Genomic DNA, 16,431 nt, shown 5'->3' with positions numbered 1-16,431 from the left:
ACTACAGCGCGCCCTTGGTCGAGGGGATGCCGGACACCCGCGGGTCGATCGCGAGGGCCGTGCGCAGGGCCCGGGCGAGCGCCTTGAACTGCCCCTCCACGATGTGGTGGGCGTCCCGGCCGGCGTAGAGGACCCGGACGTGCAGGCTGATCCGCGCGTTGAAGGCGAAGGACTCCAGGACGTGCTTGGTGAGCGAGGTCGGGTAGTCCGGCCCGATCATCGGCGTCATGTTCTCCGGCTCGGCGTGCACGAAGTACGGCCGCCCGGAGAGGTCCACCGCCGCCTGCACGAGCACCTCGTCCATGGGGATCGTGGCGTCGCCGTAGCGGGTGATGCCCTTCTTGTCGCCCAGCGCCTCGGCGAAGGCCTGGCCGAGCGCGATCGCGACGTCCTCCACCGTGTGGTGGGCGTCGATGTGCAGGTCGCCGTCGGCGCGGACGGTGAGGTCGATGCCGCTGTGCCTGGCCAGCGAGGTCAGCATGTGGTCGTAGAAGCCGACCCCCGTGCTGATGTCGCCGGCGCCGGTGCCGTCGAGGTCGATCTCGACGACGAGCTTGGTCTCGCTCGTCGCCCGTTCGATCCGTGCAGTGCGGCTCATGGGCGCCATCCTCCCAGAGGCGCGCGGAAGTCCGGCGCGACCTCACTCAGGGCGGTGAGGAAGGCGTCGGTCTCCTCCGGCGTCCCGGCGGTGACCCGCAGCCACCCGGGCAGCCCCACGTCGCGGACCAGGACGTCGCGGTCGAGCAGCGCCTGCCAGGCGGCGCGGGAGTCGGCGAAGCGGCCGAAGAGCACGAAGTTCGCGTCCGACGGGACGCTGGTCAGCCCCATGCCGGGCAGCGCTGCGACGATGCGGTCGCGCTCGGCCTTGACCGCCTCGACCGTGGCCAGCAGCGCGGGCGTGTGCGCCAGCGCCGTCCGGGCGGCCGCCTGGGTGAGCGACGACAGGTGGTACGGCAGCCGCACCAGCTGGATCGCGTCGACGACGGCGGGGTCGGCGGCGAGGTAGCCCAGCCGCAGCCCGGCCATCCCGAACGCCTTGCTCATGGTCCGGCTCACCACCAGCCGCGGCCGGCCCGGCAGCAGGGTCAGCGCCGACGGCGTCCCCGCCCGCGCGAACTCCGCGTAGGCCTCGTCGACGATCAGCACGCCCTCGGTCGCGTCGTAGAGCTCGGTGATCGTCTCCAGCGCCACCGCGGTGCCGGTGGGGTTGTTCGGGCTGGTCACGAAGACGACGTCCGGCCGCACCTCGCGCACCTGCGCGACGGCCTGCGCGGTGTCGATCGTGAAGTCGGCCCGGCGGTGCCCGTCGACCCAGCCGGTGCCGGTGCCCGCGGAGATGATCGGGTGCATCGAGTAGGACGGCGTGAAGCCCAGCGCCGTCCGCCCGCTGCCGCCGAAGGCCTGCAGTAGCTGCTGGAGCACCTCGTTGGAGCCGTTGGCCGCCCACACCTGCGCGGGCTCGACCGGCTCCCCCGACGTCCGGGTCAGGTACGCGGCGAGGTCGGCCCGCAGGCCGACGGCGTCCCGGTCGGGGTAGCGGTTGAGGTCCCGCGAGGCCTCGGCCAGCGCCGTGCCCAGGTCGGCGAGCAGCGCCGGCGGCAGCGGGTACGGGTTCTCGTTGGTGTTGAGCCGGTGCTTGACGGCCAGCTGCGGGGCGCCGTAGGGCGTGCGGCCGCGCAGCTCCGGCCGCAGCGGGAGCGAGTCCAGATCGGTCATGCGCGGGTACGCGCCCGGACGGCGGCGGCGTGCGCGGGCAGGTCCTCCGCGCCGGCGAGGGCGTCGATGTGCGGCGCGACCTCGGCCAGCGCCGCCTCGTCGTACTCGACGACGTGCACGCCGCGCAGGAACGACTGCACCGACAGGCCGCTGGAGTGCCGGGCGCAGCCGCCGGTGGGCAGCACGTGGTTGGAGCCCGCGGCGTAGTCGCCGAGGGACACCGGCGACCAGGCGCCGACGAAGATCGCGCCGGCGTTGCGCACCCGCATCGCCACCTCGCGGGGATCGCGGGTCTGGATCTCCAGGTGCTCGGCCGCGTAGGCGTCCACCACCGTCAGCCCGGCCTCGAGGTCGTCGACCAGCACGATCCCGGACTGACTGCCGTCGAGGGCCGTGGTGATCCGGTCCGAGTGCTTGGTCGCCGCCACCTGCCCGGGCACCAGCCCGAGGACGGCGTCGGCCAGCTCCTCGCTCGTCGTCACCAGCACCGCCCCGGCCAGCGGGTCGTGCTCGGCCTGGCTGATCAGGTCGGCGGCGACGTGCACCGGGTCGGCGGTCTCGTCGGCGAGGATCGCCACCTCGGTGGGCCCGGCCTCGGAGTCGATGCCGATCAGCCCGCGCAGCAGCCGCTTGGCCGCCGTCGTGTAGACGTTCCCCGGGCCGGTGACCAGGTCGACCGGCTCGCAGGAGCCCGCGCCGTAGCCGAACATCGCGATCGCCTGCGCGCCGCCGACGGCGTAGACCTCGGTGACCCCGAGCAGGGCGCAGGCGGCGAGGACGCCGGGGTCGGGCAGCCCGCCGTGGTCGCGCTGCGGCGGCGAGGCGACGGCGATCGACGCCACGCCCGCGATCTGCGCCGGGACGACGTTCATCACCACGCTGGACAGCAGCGGGGCGAGCCCGCCGGGCACGTACAGCCCGACCCGGCGCACCGGCAGCCAGCGCTCGGTGACCGTGCCGCCGGGAACCACCTGGGTGACGACGTCGGTGCGCCGCTGGTCGGCGTGCACCTTCCGGACCCGGGAGATCGCCTCCTCCAGCGCGGACCGCAGCGTCGGGTCGCAGGCGGCGAGGGCGCCGTCGAGCGCGGCCCGCGGGACGGCGAAGTCCTCGAGGTCGACGCCGTCCAGGCGCGCGGTGATCTCGCGGACCGCCTGGGCGCCGCGCAGGCGCACGTCCTCGCAGAGCGGGCGCACGGTGGCGAGCACCGAATCGATGTCGGTGGCCGCCCGGGGCAGCAGGCCGGTGAGCTCACGCATCCCCGGCAGCGCGTTTCCACGCAGGTCGATGCGGCCGAGCACGGGACACCTCCGGGGTAGCGAACGGCGGCACCCAGGGTAGCCAGGACCACGCGGTGACCCCTCCCCCGGCCGCGCGCCGCCGCCCGTAGGCTCGGTTCCCGTGGGCGAGCTCATCCCGATGTTCCCGCTCAGCTCACCCCTGTTCCCGAGCGTCGTGCTGCCCCTGAACATCTTCGAGCCGCGCTACCGCCGGCTGGTGCACGACCTGATCGCCCTGCCGGCCGGCAGCGACCGGCGCTTCTTCGGCGTGGTCGCGATCCGGCAGGGCTGGGAGGTCGAGCAGGTCGCCCCCGCCGAGGCGCTCTACGACGTCGGCTGCGCGGCCCGGCTGCAGGCCGTGCGGCCGCAGCCGGACGGCGGCTTCCGCATCGTCACGGTCGGCGGCGGGCGCTTCCGCCTGCTCGACGTCGTCGTCGGCGACGACCCGCCGTACCTGCAGGGCGAGGTGGAGTGGCTGGCCGACGAGGAGGCCGCCCAGGAGGCGGCCGCCGACACCGAGGGCCTGGTCGGGCCCGCCGGCGCGGACGTGGCCGCCGACGTGGCGCGCTCCTCCATGGCGGTGCTCGTCCGCGGGGTCCGCGACCTGTTCAGCCGCTACGTCGCGGAGGTGGCCGCGCTGCGCGGCGGCGGCTGGGCCCCCGGGGACGACGAGGACGTCGACCCCGACCTGGCCGACCCCTCCGGCGGCCCCGAGCGGCTGCAGGTCGGCGCCGAGACCGCGGCGCTGCTGCGCGAGGTGGCCGACGACCCGCGGGCGCTGTCCTGGCTCGTCGCCTCCGCGGCGCTGCTCACGACCGAGGACCGGCAGGCGCTGCTGGCCGTGTCCGCGACCCGGCGCCGGCTGGCCGCCGAGTCCCGGCTGCTGCGCCGCGAGCTGACCCTGCTGCAGACGCTCGGTGCGGTGCCGGTGCCGCTGCAGGAGTTCGCCACGCCGATGACCGTCAACTGAGACCGATGAGATCCGGCCGGCCGGCCGGTCCCCGCTGACGTGACCGACGACGACCTGCCCCGGGCCATCGGCCGCCCCGCGACCGCGGCCCTGCACGCGGCCGGCATCACCCGGCTGTCGCAGCTCCCCGACCACCGGGAGAAGGAGCTCGCCGCGCTGCACGGCGTCGGTCCCAAGGCACTGCGGCTGCTGCGGGAGGCCCTCGCCGAGCGCGGCCTGTCCTTCGCCGGGGAGTGATCAGTCCCGCGGCCGGCCCGGCGCCGGGTCGGCCGGCGACCAGGCCAGCGCCGGCTCCCCGGCGACCGGGCGCTCGGCGGCCGGCTGCCCGGCCGGCCGGCCGAGGTCGTCGCGGCGGGTGAACAGCGCGGCCATCAGATAGGCCAGGACGGCGCAGAACGGCCCCACGGCCAGCGCGGGCAGCGAGCCGAGGGCCAGGCTGGTGGTCACCCGCGCCCCCACGTCGGAGAGCTCGGCATGGGTGGGGGCCGGCCCGAGCAGCTCACCGAGCTGCCAGGCGATGCCGGCCGCGGCCGAGGCGCCGACCGCGAGCGCGAGCAGCACGGCCACGCCCCGGCGGCGGCGCAGGAACGCCCAGGCCAGGACACCGGCGAGCAGCCCCACCGCGGCGAGCAGCAGGGCGAAGACGGCGTCGTCCGCGGCCAGCAGCTCGGCCGACGGGTTGCCGATCGCCGCGGGACCGTCGGCGGTGATGCGGAAGTCCGCGCGCGGGGCGAGCGCCCACCAGAGCAGCCCGACCGGGAACCCCACGAGGGCCAGCGTCGCGACCAGCAGACCCGCCGGGCGCAGGTCGCCGCGGATCTCCGACCAGGCCGACCACGGCCGCCGGGCCGCGAGGACGGGTGCGCCGTCCGGTCCGGTCAGCCCGCCGAGGGCGGCCGACCCGGCGGCGACGCCGGGGTCGACGGGGTGCGACAGCGGAACGGCCGGTGGCCACGCCGCCCCGGGGCCGGCTGCGGAGGCGGCCGGGGAGTCGTCGGGGGCGTCGCTCATGCCCCCAGTGAACCCCGGCCGCCGGGGAGACGGCGGAAGGGGCGGACGGTTAGCGTGCCGCGTGCCCGAGTTCGGCGGGATGCGCGCGGCGGAGGTCGTCGCCGTGCTGGACGCCCTCGCGGCCGCGGGCTGCCCGGCGTGGCTCGAGGGCGGGTGGGGCGTCGACGCGCTCGCCGGGCGGCAGACGCGGGCACACCGCGACCTCGACCTGGCCGTGGACGCGATGCAGGAGGCCGCCGTCCTGGCCGCGCTCGGGGACCTCGGCTACGCGGTCGAGACCGACCAGCGGCCGACCCGCGTCGAGCTCGTCGCGCCCGGCCGGGGCTGGGTCGACGTGCACCCGGTGACCTTCGACGCCGACGGCACCGGTATCCAGCTCGGCCCGCACGGCGAGTGCTGGGTCTACCCGGCGGTCTGCTTCACCACCGGGACCGTCGCCGGGCGGACCGTCGGCTGCATCTCGGCCACGCAGCAGATCGACTGGCGCTCCGGCTACGAGCTGCGCGCGGTGGACCACCACGACCTCGCGGTGCTCCGCCGGCTGGTTGCCGGCTAGAGGATCGCGACGCTGGTCGGGCCGAGCAGTGCCTTGATGTCGCCCATGAGCGCGGTGCTCGGACGGACCCGCAGGCCCTGGTCGAGGCGCAGCACGGTCTCCCGGCTGCCGTTGACCAGCTTCAGCTGCACCTCGGTCGTGCCCGGGTGGCTGCCGAGCACCTCGCGCAGCCGCTCCACCACCGGCGGCGTGCACCGGGTGGCCGGCATGGAGACCAGCACCGGCCCGCGCGGCCCCTCGGTGAGCTCGGGGATGCTCACCTCCGAGCCGAACAGCGAGGGCTGGTCGTCGCGGCGGCTGATCCGGCCCTTGACCACGACGATCTGGTCGCGGACCACCTTCTCGGAGACCTCGGCCCACGTCTTCGGGAAGAACAGCACCTCGATGCCGGACTCGAGGTCCTCCACCGTGGCGATCGCCCAGGGCGCGCCCTGCTTGTTGGTCCGCGGCCCGACGGCGGTGAGGATCCCGGCGATCGTGACGTTCGCGCCGTCCTCGACCCCGCCGGCGTTGATCTCGGCGATCGGGGTGTCCGCGTGCGACGCGAGGACGTGCTCGACGCCGTGCAGCGGGTGGTCGGAGACGTAGAGGCCGAGCATGTCGCGCTCGAAGATGAGTCGCTCCGACTTCGACCAGTCCGCCGTCGGGATCGCGATGTCCAGCGCCCCGCCGAACGGGTCGTCCGCGCCGTCGCCGGCGCCGAAGCCGCCGAACAGGTCGAACTGGCCCTCGGCCTCCTTGCGCTTGAGCGCCATCGCCATCTCGACGGCGTTGGCGTGCACGGCGACCAGGCCCTGCCGCGAGTGGCCGAGGGAGTCGAAGGCGCCGGCCTTGCACAGCGACTCGATGACCTTCTTGTTGCAGACGACGGCGTCGACCTTGCGCAGGAAGTCGGAGAAGTCCTTGAACCGGCCCTGCTCCTCGCGGGCGCGGGCGATCGCCTCGACGACGTTGTGCCCGACGTTGCGGATCGAGGCCAGGCCGAAGCGGATGTCGGTGCCGACCGGGGTGAAGTCGGCGGCCGACTCGTTGACGTCCGGCGGCAGCACCTTGATGCCCATGCGCCGGCACTCGGCCAGGTAGATCGGCCGCTTGTCCTTGTCGTCGCCGACGCTGGTGAGCAGCGCGGCCATGTACTCGGCCGGGTAGTTGGCCTTGAGGAACGCCGTCCAGTAGGAGACCAGGCCGTAGGCGGCCGAGTGGGCCTTGTTGAAGGCGTAGTCGGCGAACGGGACGAGGATGTCCCAGAGCGTCTTGATCGCCGCGTCGGAGTAGCCGCGTTCCTTCATGCCGGCTTCGAAGCCGACGAACTCGGCGTCCAGGACCGACTTCTTCTTCTTGCCCATCGCGCGGCGCAGCAGGTCGGCCTTGCCGAGCGAGTACCCGGCGACCTTCTGCGCGATCGCCATGACCTGCTCCTGGTACACGATCAGGCCGTACGTGCCGCCGAGGATGTCCTCCAGGGGCTCGGCGAGCTCCGGGTGGATCGGGGTGATCTCCTGCTGGCCGTTCTTGCGCAGCGCGTAGTTGGTGTGCGAGTTCGCACCCATCGGGCCCGGCCGGTAGAGCGCGCCGACCGCGGAGATGTCCTCGAAGTTGTCCGGGCGCATGAGCCGCAGCAGCGAGCGCATCGGCCCGCCGTCGAACTGGAACACGCCGAGCGTGTCGCCCCGGGCGAGCAGGTCGTAGGTGGCCGGGTCGGTGAGGTTCTTGGACAGCTCGTCGAGGTCGATCGCGTCCTTGCCGTTGGCGACGATGTTGCGCAGCGCGTCGTCGATGACGGTGAGGTTGCGCAGGCCCAGGAAGTCCATCTTGAGCAGGCCGAGCGTCTCGCAGGTCGGGTAGTCGAACTGCGTGATGACGGCGCCGTCGGCCTCGCGGCGCATGATCGGGATCGAGTCGATCAGCGGGAAGCGGCCGATGATGACGCCGGCGGCGTGCACGCCCCACTGCCGCTTCAGGCCCTCGAGCTTGCGGGCCTGGTCGACGACCTCGGCCGCGCCGGGGTCGGACTCGTACCTGGACCGGAACTCCGCGGCCTCCTTGTAGCGCGGGTGGGCCGGGTCGAACACCCCGGACAGCGGGATGCCCTTGCCCATCACGTCCGGCGGCATGAGCTTGGTGAGCTCGTCGCCGACCGAGTAGGGGCGGTCGAGCACGCGGGCGGCGTCCTTGATCGCGGCCTTCGCCTTGATCGTGCCGTAGGTGACGATCTGGCTGACCCGCTCCTCGCCGTACTTGCGGGAGACGTACTGGATGACCTCGCCCCGGCGGCGGTCGTCGAAGTCGATGTCGACGTCGGGCATGGAGACGCGCTCGGGGTTGAGGAACCGCTCGAAGATCAGCCCGTGCGCCAGCGGGTCGAGGTCGGTGATGCCCATGGCGTAGGCGGCCAGCGAGCCGGCGGCCGAGCCACGGCCCGGGCCGACCCGGATGCCGTTGTCCTTGGCCCAGTTGATGAAGTCGGCGACCACCAGGAAGTACCCCGGGAAGCCCATCTGGGTGATGATCCCGACCTCGTAGTCGGCCTGCTTGCGCACATGGTCGGGGATGCCGCCCGGCCAGCGCTTGTGCAGGCCGCGCTCGACCTCCTTGACGAACCAGGAGGTCTCGTCCTCCCCCTCCGGGAGCGGGAACCGGGGCATGAGGTCGGCGCCCTCGGTGAACTTGATCTCGCACTGCTCGGCGATCAGCAGCGTGTTGTCGCAGGCCGCGGCCAGCTCGCCGGGGAACAGCGCGCGCATCTCGGCGGCGCTCTTGAGGTAGTAGCCGTCGCCGTTGAACTTGAAGCGGTTGGTCTCGTTGAGCCGCGAGCCGGTCTGGATGCACAGGAGCGCGTCGTGCGCCTCCGCGTCCTCCTTGTGCGTGTAGTGCAGGTCGTTGGTGCCCAGCAGCGGGATGCCGAGGTCCTTGGCGATGGCGAGCAGCTGCGGGCGGGTCTTCTTCTCGATGGACAGGCCGTGGTCCATCAGCTCGGCGTAGAAGTTCTCCTTGCCGAAGATGTCCTGGAAGTCGGCCGCCGCCTGCCGGGCCTTGTCCTCCTTGCCGGCCCGCAGCCACATGTTGACCTCGCCGGACGGGCAGCCGGTCGTGGCGATCAGGCCCTTGCCGTACTGCTCGAGCAGCTCGCGGTCGAAGCGCGGCTTGCGGTACTGGCCCTCGAGGCTGGCCAGCGAGGAGATGCGGAAGAGGTTGTGCATGCCCTCGGTCGTGCGGGCGAGCAATGTCATGTGCGTGTAGGCGGCCTTGCCGCGCGAGGAGCCGCCCTCGCCGTCCTCGTCGATGAGGTTGTCGCCGAAGTCGAAGGGCGCGCGGTCGAACCGCGAGCCGGGCGTGTAGTAGCCCTCCATGCCGATGATCGGCTTCACGCCGGCGGCGTTGGCCTGCTTGTAGAAGTCGTAGGCGCCGAACACGTTGCCGTGGTCGGTCATCGCCAGGGCCGGCATCCCCTGCTCGGCGGCCGCCCTGGTGACCTCCGGCAGCTTCGCCGCGCCGTCGAGCATCGAGTACTCGGTGTGCACGTGCAGGTGCACGAACGAATCCTTCGACGGGCTGCTGCTCACGGGCGGTCCTGCTCCTCAGTGGTCGTGCGTGCCCACCGTCGGTGATCCGGCGGGCGACCGGCGGGGAAGACCGGCGGTGCGGGGGGATTCGGTGGGCGGTACCGCGATCCTCGCACTGAGGAGGGTGTACGCCGAGGGTCTGACAGAACGTGTCGGCCACAGGTGGACCGATCCGTCACACGAGCTGCTTGCGCATCGTGATGTGCGCGATGCCGGCCTCCTCGTACTCCTCGCCGACCGCGGTGTAGCCGGCCCGCTCGTAGAACCCGCGGGCGGTGACCTGGGCGTGCAGCTCGACCTGCCGCAGGCCGCGCAGCACCGCCTGCCGGTGCAGCTCGGCGAGGACGGCGGCGCCGTGGCCCCGCCCGCGCACCGCGGGGTCCGCGGCCATCCGGCCGATCACCGCGGTCCCCTTCCCCTCCGGACCGGAGCACTCCAGCAGCCGCCCGGTGGCGACCACCCGGCCGTCGGCGTCCCGGCTCACCGCGTGGACGGCGGTGGCGTCGGCGTCGTCCTGCTCGATCTCCGGCGGCACGCCCTGCTCCTCGACGAAGACGCGGGTGCGCAGCGCCGCGATCGCCGGCCGGTCCGCGGGGCCGGCCAGCCCGGCCCGCGGCTCAGCCACCGGTCACCTCCCGGGCGCCGCGGACGAACGGCGGCAGCACCGACGCCGGCAGCAGCAGGAACCGCAGGTCGATCACCGCGTGCAGGAGCACCGGCAGCAGCAGCGAGCCGGTCTCCAGGTACAGCGCGGCGAGGACGCCGCCGAGCACCGCGGTGGTGACGATCCCCGCCACGCCCTGGTAGGCGTGCGCCAGCCCGAACGCGGCGGCCGCGACGACGACGAGGACGAGCAGCGGCGGGCGGCCCAGCAGCGCCGCGACGACGGCCAGGAAGACCCCGCGGTAGAGCCACTCCTCGCAGATCCCGGCAGTGAGGCCGACGACGGTGAACAGCCGGCGCTCGCCGCGCGTCCGCGGGAGCAGCGCCAGGGTGGCGTGCACCGGCGGCTCGGCGTGCCGCCCGTCGCCGGGGCGGCGCAGCTGCTCGGCCGCGGCGCGCAGCGCCCCGGCGGCCATCGCCCGCAGCGAGACGAGCAGGAAGGCCAGCACCAGCAGGACGGCGACCGCGGTGATCGGACCCGGCCACGCCTGCGGCCAGCGCAGTCCCACCGCCTCGGCGCCGACCCCCGGCGCGGCCGCCCACACGACGGCGGCGACGACGGCCAGCCCCCACTCGAGGATCAGCAGCCGGCCGTAGAAGGAGCGCCGCGCGGCCGGGTCCCGCTGCAGCCGCCCCTCGAACCGCCGGTGCAGCACGTAGCCCGCCACCGGCTCCCCGGCCACGAGGTAGCCGGCCAGCAGGACCGCCGCCAGCGCGGCGGGGCCGAAGGCGTCCAGGGACTCGGGCAGCCAGGTCACGGCCGGGCTCAGGCCTCGGCGCGCAGGATCGCGAGCGCGCCGGCGAGGTCGGCCGGGTACTCGCTGGTGAACTCCACCCACCGGCCGTCGGCGGGGTGCGGGAAGGTCAGCCGGACCGCGTGCAGCCACTGCCGGCCGACGCCCAGCCGCGCGGCCAGGGTCGGGTCGGCGCCGTAGGTGGTGTCGCCGACGCACGGGTGGCGCATCGCGGAGAAGTGCACGCGGATCTGGTGCGTCCGCCCGGTCTCCAGCGCGATGTCGACCAGGCTCGCGGCGGGGAACGCCTCGATGACCTCGTAGTGCGTCACCGACGGTCGCCCGCCGCTGACGACGGCGAACTTCCAGTCGTGCCGGGGGTGCCGGTCGATCGGCGCGTCGATGGTGCCGCGTGACGGGTCGGGGTGGCCCTGCACCAGGGCGTGGTAGCCCTTCTCGACCGTCCGCTCCTTGAACGCCGCCTTGAGCGCGGTGTAGGCCCGCTCGCTCTTGGCGACCACCATGACGCCGGTGGTGGCGGCGTCGAGGCGGTGCACGACCCCCTGCCGCTCGGCCGCGCCCGAGGTGGAGATCCGGTAGCCCGCGGCCGCCAGCCCCCCGATCACCGTGGGGCCCTCCCAGCCGGGGCTGGGGTGCGCGGCCACGCCGACCGGCTTGTCGACGACCACGACGTCCTCGTCGTCGTACAGGACGGCGAGCCCCTCGACCGGCTCCGGCGCGGACGGCTCGCCGGGGGGCGGCGGCAGCTCGACCTCCAGCCAGCTGCCGCCGGTCACGCGGTCGCCCTTGCCCCGCACCCGGCCGTCGACCTGCACGTTGCCCGCGTCGGCGACCTCGGCGGCGGTGGTGCGGGAGAGCCCGAACAGCCGGGACAGCGCCTGGTCGACCCGCTGCCCCTCGAGCCCGTCCGGCACCGGCAGGGCGCGGTACAGGCCGGAGGAGGAGGTCACGGTGCCCATTGTGACCGGCGGGCGCGGCCCGGCGCCGCAGCCGCCCGGGCGGTCAGCCGCGCGCCGCGCCGCCGTCGTCGGCCCCGGTGCCCGAGACCGACGTCGCGCGGCCGCGCGAGCCGTCGAACTCGATGCCGCGCAGGGCCAGCAGCGCGCCGAGGATGCCGCCGCAGACGATCGCCGAGTCGGCGACGTTGAACACCGGCCACACCCGGCCGTCGGGGGCGAACACCGAGACGAAGTCGACGACGCCGCCGCGCAGGAAGCCCGGGGACCGGAAGATCCGGTCGATCAGGTTGCCGAGCGCGCCGCCCAGCACCAGGCCGAGCGCGACCGCCCAGCCGGTGGAGAACAGCCGCCGCGCGGTGCGCACGATGACCACCACGACGGCCACCGCGATCAGGCTGAACAGGATCGTCGCGCCCTCGGCGAAGGAGAACGCCGCGCCGGTGTTGCGCCAGAAGGTCAGGTAGACCGCGCCGCCGAGCAGCCGGATGTTCTCGCCCTCGTCGATGGTCGCGACCACGAGGACCTTGGTGACGACGTCGACGGCGAGCACGGCCGCGGCCAGGGAGAGCAGCAGCCGCGTCCGCGGCCGGCGCGCGCCGGCGTCCACCGGCTGGTCCCCCGCGGGGTCGGGGTCGGGGTGCTCGGCCAGGACGGCGCTCCTGTGGTCGGTGCGGCCGGGACGCCGCGCTCCCCGACGACGATACGGCGGTCCGCGGGCGGGGCGGTCCGTCGCGGGGGCGCGTCGCCGCACCACCCGGAGGAGTGACGGCGACCGCCGCGACCACCCTGAAACGGCCGTTCTCGAGCCGGAAACATGGCGAACATCACGGACCGGAGATTCCTCACACCGCCGAACCCGCATGTCACGGCCCGGAACGTCCGACGATCGGACAGGCGCCTCCGGCGCTCCCCCATCGTTCCGCCGCCACCGCAGCGAGGAAAGGCAGTCGTGACTTCCGACCCCGGCGTAGTAACCGACAGCGCGAACCCCGACGTCGTCCTCGTCGGGGGCGGCATCATGAGCGCGACGCTGGCCGCGCTCATCGGTGTCGTCGCGCCGCAGTGGAGCGTCACCGTGTTCGAGTCCGCCCCGGACGTCGCGGGTGAGAGCTCGGACGCGTGGAACAACGCCGGGACCGGGCACGCCGCCCTCTGCGAGCTGAACTACACGCCGGCCGGCCCCGACGGGCGGGTCGACCCGTCCAAGGCCGTCACGATCAACGAGCAGTTCCAGGTCTCGCGGCAGTTCTGGTCGCACCTGGTCCGCGAGGGCATGACCGAGGGCTCGCCGAAGACGTTCATCACCCCGGTCCCCCACGTCGGCTTCGTGACCGGCGAGGACGGCCGGGCGTACATGCGCGCCCGGTACGAGGCCCTCGCCCGTCAGCCGCTGTTCGCCGGCCTGGAGTACGCCGAGCACCAGGCGGACCTGGCCGAGTGGCTGCCGCTGATGATGGAGGGCCGCGACCCGAGCCAGGTCGTGGCCGCCACCCGCTCGTTCGCCGGCACCGACGTCAACTTCGGCGCGCTCACCCGGTTCCTGCTCGAGGACGCCGAGCGCCGCGGCGTGCAGGTCCACTGCAACCAGCGGGTCTCCGGCCTCGCCCGGGAGACCGACGGCCGCTGGCGGGTCACCGTCCGCGACACGGTCACCGGCGAGCGGCGCGTGCTGCGCACCCGGTTCGTGTTCGTCGGCGCCGGCGGCGGCGCCCTGCCCCTGCTGCAGACGGCGGGCATCCCCGAGATCCGCGGCTTCGGCGGCTTCCCGGTCAGCGGCATGTTCCTGCGCACGAACTCCCCCGAGCTGGTCTCCCGGCACCAGGCCAAGGTCTACGGCCAGGCCGCCGTGGGCGCCCCGCCGATGTCGGTCCCGCACCTGGACCTGCGGCTCATCGACGGCGACCACTCGCTGCTGTTCGGCCCGTACGCGGGCTTCTCGCCCAAGTTCCTCAAGGCCGGCTCGATGTTCGACCTGCCGAAGAGCGTCAAGCCGAACAACCTCGGCTCGATGCTCGGGGTCGCCCGCACCGAGATGGCGCTCACCAAGTACCTGATCGGCGAGCTGCTGCAGTCCCGCGACGCCCGCCACGAGACGCTGACCGCGTTCGTCCCCGGGGCCGAGCAGCACGACTGGGACCTGATCACCGCCGGCCAGCGGGTCCAGGTGATCAAGCGCGACCCGGCGACCGGCCGCGGCGTGCTGCAGTTCGGCACCGAGCTCGTCGTCGGCGGCGAGGGCACCGTCGCCGGCCTGCTGGGCGCCTCCCCCGGCGCCTCGACCGCGGTGTCGGCGATGCTCACGCTGCTCGAGCGCTGCTTCCCCGACCGGATCGACGCGTGGCGGCCGGCGCTGCAGGAGGCCATCCCCTCCTACGGGCGCTCGCTGGCCGACGACCCGGCGCTGCTCGCGCAGGTGCGGGCCGAGACGATGCAGACCCTGGAGCTCAACGCCTGAGCAGGCCGTGGACGGTGACCCGGCGCAGCCCGTGGGCGGTCAGCCGCACGGGCTCGCCGGCGGGGTCCAGTCGCACCACGGCGGCGTCCCCGCCGGCGAACACCTCGGCCACGCCGACGTCCAGCAGCAGCCGGAGCTCCGCCGTCCCGGGCCGCAGCGGCAGCCGCTCGTCCAGGCGTCCGGGGCGCCGCAGCACCACGGCGTCGGCGCCCACGTCGAGCGTGAGCAGGTCGCCCAGGACCAGCTGCGCCGGCCCGTCGAGCTCGGCGCGCACGTCGAGGAACGGCTCGAACGGCCCGGCGCCCCGCGGCTCGGTGAGGTCGGCGAGGACGCCGGTGCGCAGCCCGTCGACGTCCGGGTGCGGCGCCAACGCCACCCGGTCGCCGTCGAGCGCGAGGACGACGGGCAGCGACAGCAGCCCCGCCCACGCGGGCCCCGGGGACGCCGGCTCGCGGATCCAGGACAGCGCGCCGCGCCGGCCGGCGGCGTCGGCGAACGTGGTCGTGGCGTATACCGCGTCGGTGGCGGTGAACCGCTGCCATGACCGCGCGGTGAACCGGCGGCCGTCGTAGTCCCCGACCGCGCAGGCGACCCGCCGCGGCTCGCCGTCGTCCCACACCGAGACCAGCAGCACCCACGCGCCGTCCAGGGGGAACAGCTGCACGCACTCCCACACCGAGCCCGTCGCCGGCTGCGCCGTCCCGGGCCGCTCGGCCAGGACGCCGTCCAGGGACCAGTGCCGCAGGTCGGGCCCGCTGTACTGCAGCGCGACGGCCGTGCCGTCGTCCCGCCCGCCGCCGACGACCATCCGCCACGTGCGGCCGTGCCGGAAGACGAACGGGTCGCGGAAGTGCCGCAGGCCCAGGCCCGCCGGCGGACCGGGCAGCACCGGCCCGCCGGGGTCGGCCGTCCATGTCCGCCAGGCCGGGTCCCCCGTCGCCAGGGCGACCGCCCCGAGGTCGAGCGAGCCGGCGCGCACGCTGGTGTAGACGATCACCGGCAACCCGTCGTCCGCGACCACCACGGCCCCCGACCAGCAGCCGTCCTCCCCCGGCCCGGGCGTCAGCGCGGTGCCGACCCAGGTCCAGCGGACGAGGTCGGGCGCGGTCAGCTGTCCCCACCGGCAGGCCGGCGCCCACTCCGGCGCGTCCGGGTTGTACTGCACGAACAGCTCGTAGCGGGAGTCGTGCCAGGTCACGCCGAGCGGGTCGTTGATCCAGCCGGAAGGCGCGGTGACGTGGAAGCCGGGGCGCGCCGTCACGAGGTCTCGGAGCTGACCGGCGCCGGCGTCACCAGCTCCTCGGGCACCTGCGGCAGCACGTTGGTGATGTAGTCCGCGGCCGCGGCCGTGGTGCCGACGTCGCGGCCGGCCGCCTCGGACAGGAACCAGCGGTGCTCCAGGATCTCGTGGAAGATCTCCGCGGGATCCAGCCGGCTGCGCAGGTGGGGCGGGATCGACTCCAGCACCGGCTGGTAGACCTCGCGCAGCCACCGGGTGGCCGCGACGGCCAGGGGCACCCGGCGCTGCTGGACCTGCTCCATCCAGCCGCGGAAGCTGGCGATGTCGGCCAGCAGCCGGCGGGCCTGGTTCTCCCACACGTCCAGCCCGGTCAGCGCCATCAGCTCGCGGCGGTGCCGGCCGGGCTCGGCGACCCGGGTGGTGAGCTTGAGCCGGCTGCCGCCCTTCGGGTCGTCGATCAGCTCGACCTGGTCGACGTCGAAGCCGAGCTCGTTGAGCCGGCGGATCCGTTCCGCGATCCGGTAGCGCTGCTCCTCGCGCTTCATCACCTCATCGGCAGTCAGCTCGTGCCAGAGGTGGTTGTAGCGGTGCACCAGGTCGTCGGCGACCTCGAGCGGATCGAGGTCCTCGGCCAGGCAGTCGCCGGCCTGCAGGTCCATCAGCTCCGCGGCCACCCGCTCGTGGGCCAGCTCGAGGTCGTACTCGCGCTGGCCCCGAGAGAGCTGGTCGTGCAGCTCGCCGGTCTCGGCGTCGACGAGGTAGGCGGCCAGCGCCCCGGCGTCGAAGCGGAACAGGGTGTTCGACAGCGAGCAGTCGCCCCACATGAACCCGGCCAGGTGCAGCCGGGCGAGCAGCTCCACCAGGGCGTCCATGAGCCGGTCGGTCATGTGCGCCCCGCGCGGATTGGCGAACAGCGCGCGGAAGGACGAGGAGTAGTCGAGGAAGCGGGTGACCAGGATCGCGTCGAGGTCGTCGGGCCGGTCCACGACGACGCCGAGGACCTCGACGGCCGGGATGCCCAGCTCCTTGAGCCGGCGCAGCATCGAGTACTCCTTGCGCGCGAGCCGCTCGTCGATCTCCTTGAGCGCGAACACCTCGCCGGCCTCGGCCACGAACCGCACGACGTGCCGGGACAGGCCGCGTTGCGGGATCTCGGTGAGCCGGTCGTCGTCCCAGTCCTCCAGCGGGCGGTCCCACGGCAGGTCCAGCAGGCCGGCGGCCGCTTCGGCCGGTGGGGTGAACACGAAGCGCACGGCGGACCTC

15 protein-coding genes are annotated in these 16,431 nt (G+C 74.2%); 4 read left to right on the top strand and 11 right to left on the bottom strand.

The genetic code is table 11. The annotated features are described in order from the left end of the window. Window position 1: 1 nt before the first annotated feature. From hisB to hisD, 3 genes are read right to left on the bottom strand one after another with little or no spacing between them, the layout of a single operon-like run. The gene (gene hisB / locus AB3388_RS11605) at window positions 2-598 is read right to left on the bottom strand and encodes an imidazoleglycerol-phosphate dehydratase HisB (protein ID WP_495410926.1); all 597 of its coding nucleotides are present in this window, start codon (window positions 596-598) and stop codon (window positions 2-4) included. Further along, entirely contained in the window at window positions 595-1,716 is a 1,122-nt protein-coding gene (locus AB3388_RS11600) for a histidinol-phosphate transaminase (protein ID WP_495410925.1), read from the bottom strand. The genes hisB and AB3388_RS11600 overlap by 4 nt, the downstream gene beginning before the upstream one ends. Further along, the gene (gene hisD, locus AB3388_RS11595; protein WP_495410924.1) at window positions 1,713-3,017 is read right to left on the bottom strand and encodes a histidinol dehydrogenase; all 1,305 of its coding nucleotides are present in this window, start codon (window positions 3,015-3,017) and stop codon (window positions 1,713-1,715) included. Before hisD ends, AB3388_RS11600 begins: the two co-directional genes overlap by 4 nt. Window positions 3,018-3,117: 100 nt before the next feature. On the opposite strand from hisD, the gene AB3388_RS11590 reads away from it, so the two are divergent. Both AB3388_RS11590 and AB3388_RS11585 read left to right on the top strand, forming a co-directional pair. Then, window positions 3,118-3,966: an LON peptidase substrate-binding domain-containing protein gene (locus tag AB3388_RS11590; RefSeq protein ID WP_495410923.1), complete on the top strand. Its 849-nt coding sequence runs from the start codon at window positions 3,118-3,120 to the stop codon at window positions 3,964-3,966. Window positions 3,967-4,005: 39 nt separating this feature from the next. Beyond that, on the top strand, window positions 4,006-4,203 hold the full coding sequence (locus tag AB3388_RS11585) for a helix-hairpin-helix domain-containing protein (protein ID WP_495410922.1): 198 nt from the start codon (window positions 4,006-4,008) through the stop codon (window positions 4,201-4,203). Here AB3388_RS11585 and AB3388_RS11580 read toward each other — a convergent pair whose 3' ends face one another. Then, complete coding sequence (locus tag AB3388_RS11580) at window positions 4,204-4,977, bottom strand: DUF2567 domain-containing protein (RefSeq protein WP_495410921.1); 774 nt, start codon at window positions 4,975-4,977, stop codon at window positions 4,204-4,206. 61 nt (window positions 4,978-5,038) lie between these two features. Here AB3388_RS11580 and AB3388_RS11575 point away from each other — a divergent pair, with 61 nt between their 5' ends. Then, entirely contained in the window at window positions 5,039-5,533 is a 495-nt protein-coding gene (locus tag AB3388_RS11575) for a nucleotidyltransferase domain-containing protein (protein ID WP_495410920.1), read from the top strand. Here the strand turns inward: AB3388_RS11575 and dnaE are convergent. From dnaE to lspA, 5 genes are all read right to left on the bottom strand, one after another. Continuing rightward, on the bottom strand, window positions 5,530-9,096 hold the full coding sequence (gene dnaE / locus AB3388_RS11570; RefSeq protein ID WP_495410919.1) for a DNA polymerase III subunit alpha: 3,567 nt from the start codon (window positions 9,094-9,096) through the stop codon (window positions 5,530-5,532). The two genes, AB3388_RS11575 and dnaE, sit on opposite strands and share 4 nt — an antisense overlap. 175 nt (window positions 9,097-9,271) lie before the next feature. Then, window positions 9,272-9,721, bottom strand: a complete 450-nt coding sequence (locus AB3388_RS11565) for a GNAT family N-acetyltransferase (protein ID WP_495410918.1) — start codon at window positions 9,719-9,721, stop codon at window positions 9,272-9,274. Next, window positions 9,714-10,517, bottom strand: coding sequence for a CPBP family intramembrane glutamic endopeptidase (locus AB3388_RS11560; protein ID WP_495410917.1), 804 nt, complete (start codon window positions 10,515-10,517; stop codon window positions 9,714-9,716). The genes AB3388_RS11565 and AB3388_RS11560 overlap by 8 nt, the downstream gene beginning before the upstream one ends. Window positions 10,518-10,525: 8 nt before the next feature. Continuing rightward, window positions 10,526-11,473, bottom strand: coding sequence for an RluA family pseudouridine synthase (locus AB3388_RS11555; protein WP_495410916.1), 948 nt, complete (start codon window positions 11,471-11,473; stop codon window positions 10,526-10,528). A 43-nt stretch (window positions 11,474-11,516) separates the two neighbouring features. After that, window positions 11,517-12,080, bottom strand: a complete 564-nt coding sequence (lspA, locus tag AB3388_RS11550) for a signal peptidase II (RefSeq protein ID WP_495410915.1) — start codon at window positions 12,078-12,080, stop codon at window positions 11,517-11,519. Between the two features lie 342 nt (window positions 12,081-12,422). Here lspA and mqo point away from each other — a divergent pair, with 342 nt between their 5' ends. Continuing rightward, window positions 12,423-13,928, top strand: a complete 1,506-nt coding sequence (mqo, locus tag AB3388_RS11545) for a malate dehydrogenase (quinone) (RefSeq protein ID WP_495410914.1) — start codon at window positions 12,423-12,425, stop codon at window positions 13,926-13,928. Here mqo and AB3388_RS11540 read toward each other — a convergent pair. Together AB3388_RS11540 and AB3388_RS11535 are read right to left on the bottom strand one after the other, a co-directional pair. Continuing rightward, window positions 13,918-15,189 carry a glycoside hydrolase family 32 protein gene (locus tag AB3388_RS11540; RefSeq protein WP_495410913.1) on the bottom strand — a complete coding sequence of 424 codons (1,272 nt, stop codon included), beginning with the start codon at window positions 15,187-15,189 and terminating at the stop codon, window positions 13,918-13,920. The genes mqo and AB3388_RS11540 overlap by 11 nt on opposite strands. After that, window positions 15,186-16,421 (bottom strand): DUF4032 domain-containing protein, encoded by a 1,236-nt coding sequence (locus AB3388_RS11535; RefSeq protein ID WP_495410912.1) that lies wholly within the window; start codon window positions 16,419-16,421, stop codon window positions 15,186-15,188. The genes AB3388_RS11540 and AB3388_RS11535 overlap by 4 nt, the downstream gene beginning before the upstream one ends. Window positions 16,422-16,431 lie beyond the last annotated feature (10 nt).

Source organism: Geodermatophilus sp. SMS 5-13 (genome assembly GCF_059428245.1).
This window is presented reverse-complemented; position numbering and strand designations above follow the sequence as displayed.

What these genes read in the sequence shown, in the direction of transcription:
- hisB (WP_495410926.1), bottom strand. Translation starts at nt 598, where the DNA reads ATGAGCCGCACTGCACGGATCGAACGGGCGACGAGCGAGACCAAGCTC.
- AB3388_RS11600 (WP_495410925.1), bottom strand. Translation starts at nt 1,716, where the DNA reads ATGACCGATCTGGACTCGCTCCCGCTGCGGCCGGAGCTGCGCGGCCGC.
- AB3388_RS11580 (WP_495410921.1), bottom strand. Translation starts at nt 4,977, where the DNA reads ATGAGCGACGCCCCCGACGACTCCCCGGCCGCCTCCGCAGCCGGCCCC.
- AB3388_RS11555 (WP_495410916.1), bottom strand. Translation starts at nt 11,473, where the DNA reads ATGGGCACCGTGACCTCCTCCTCCGGCCTGTACCGCGCCCTGCCGGTG.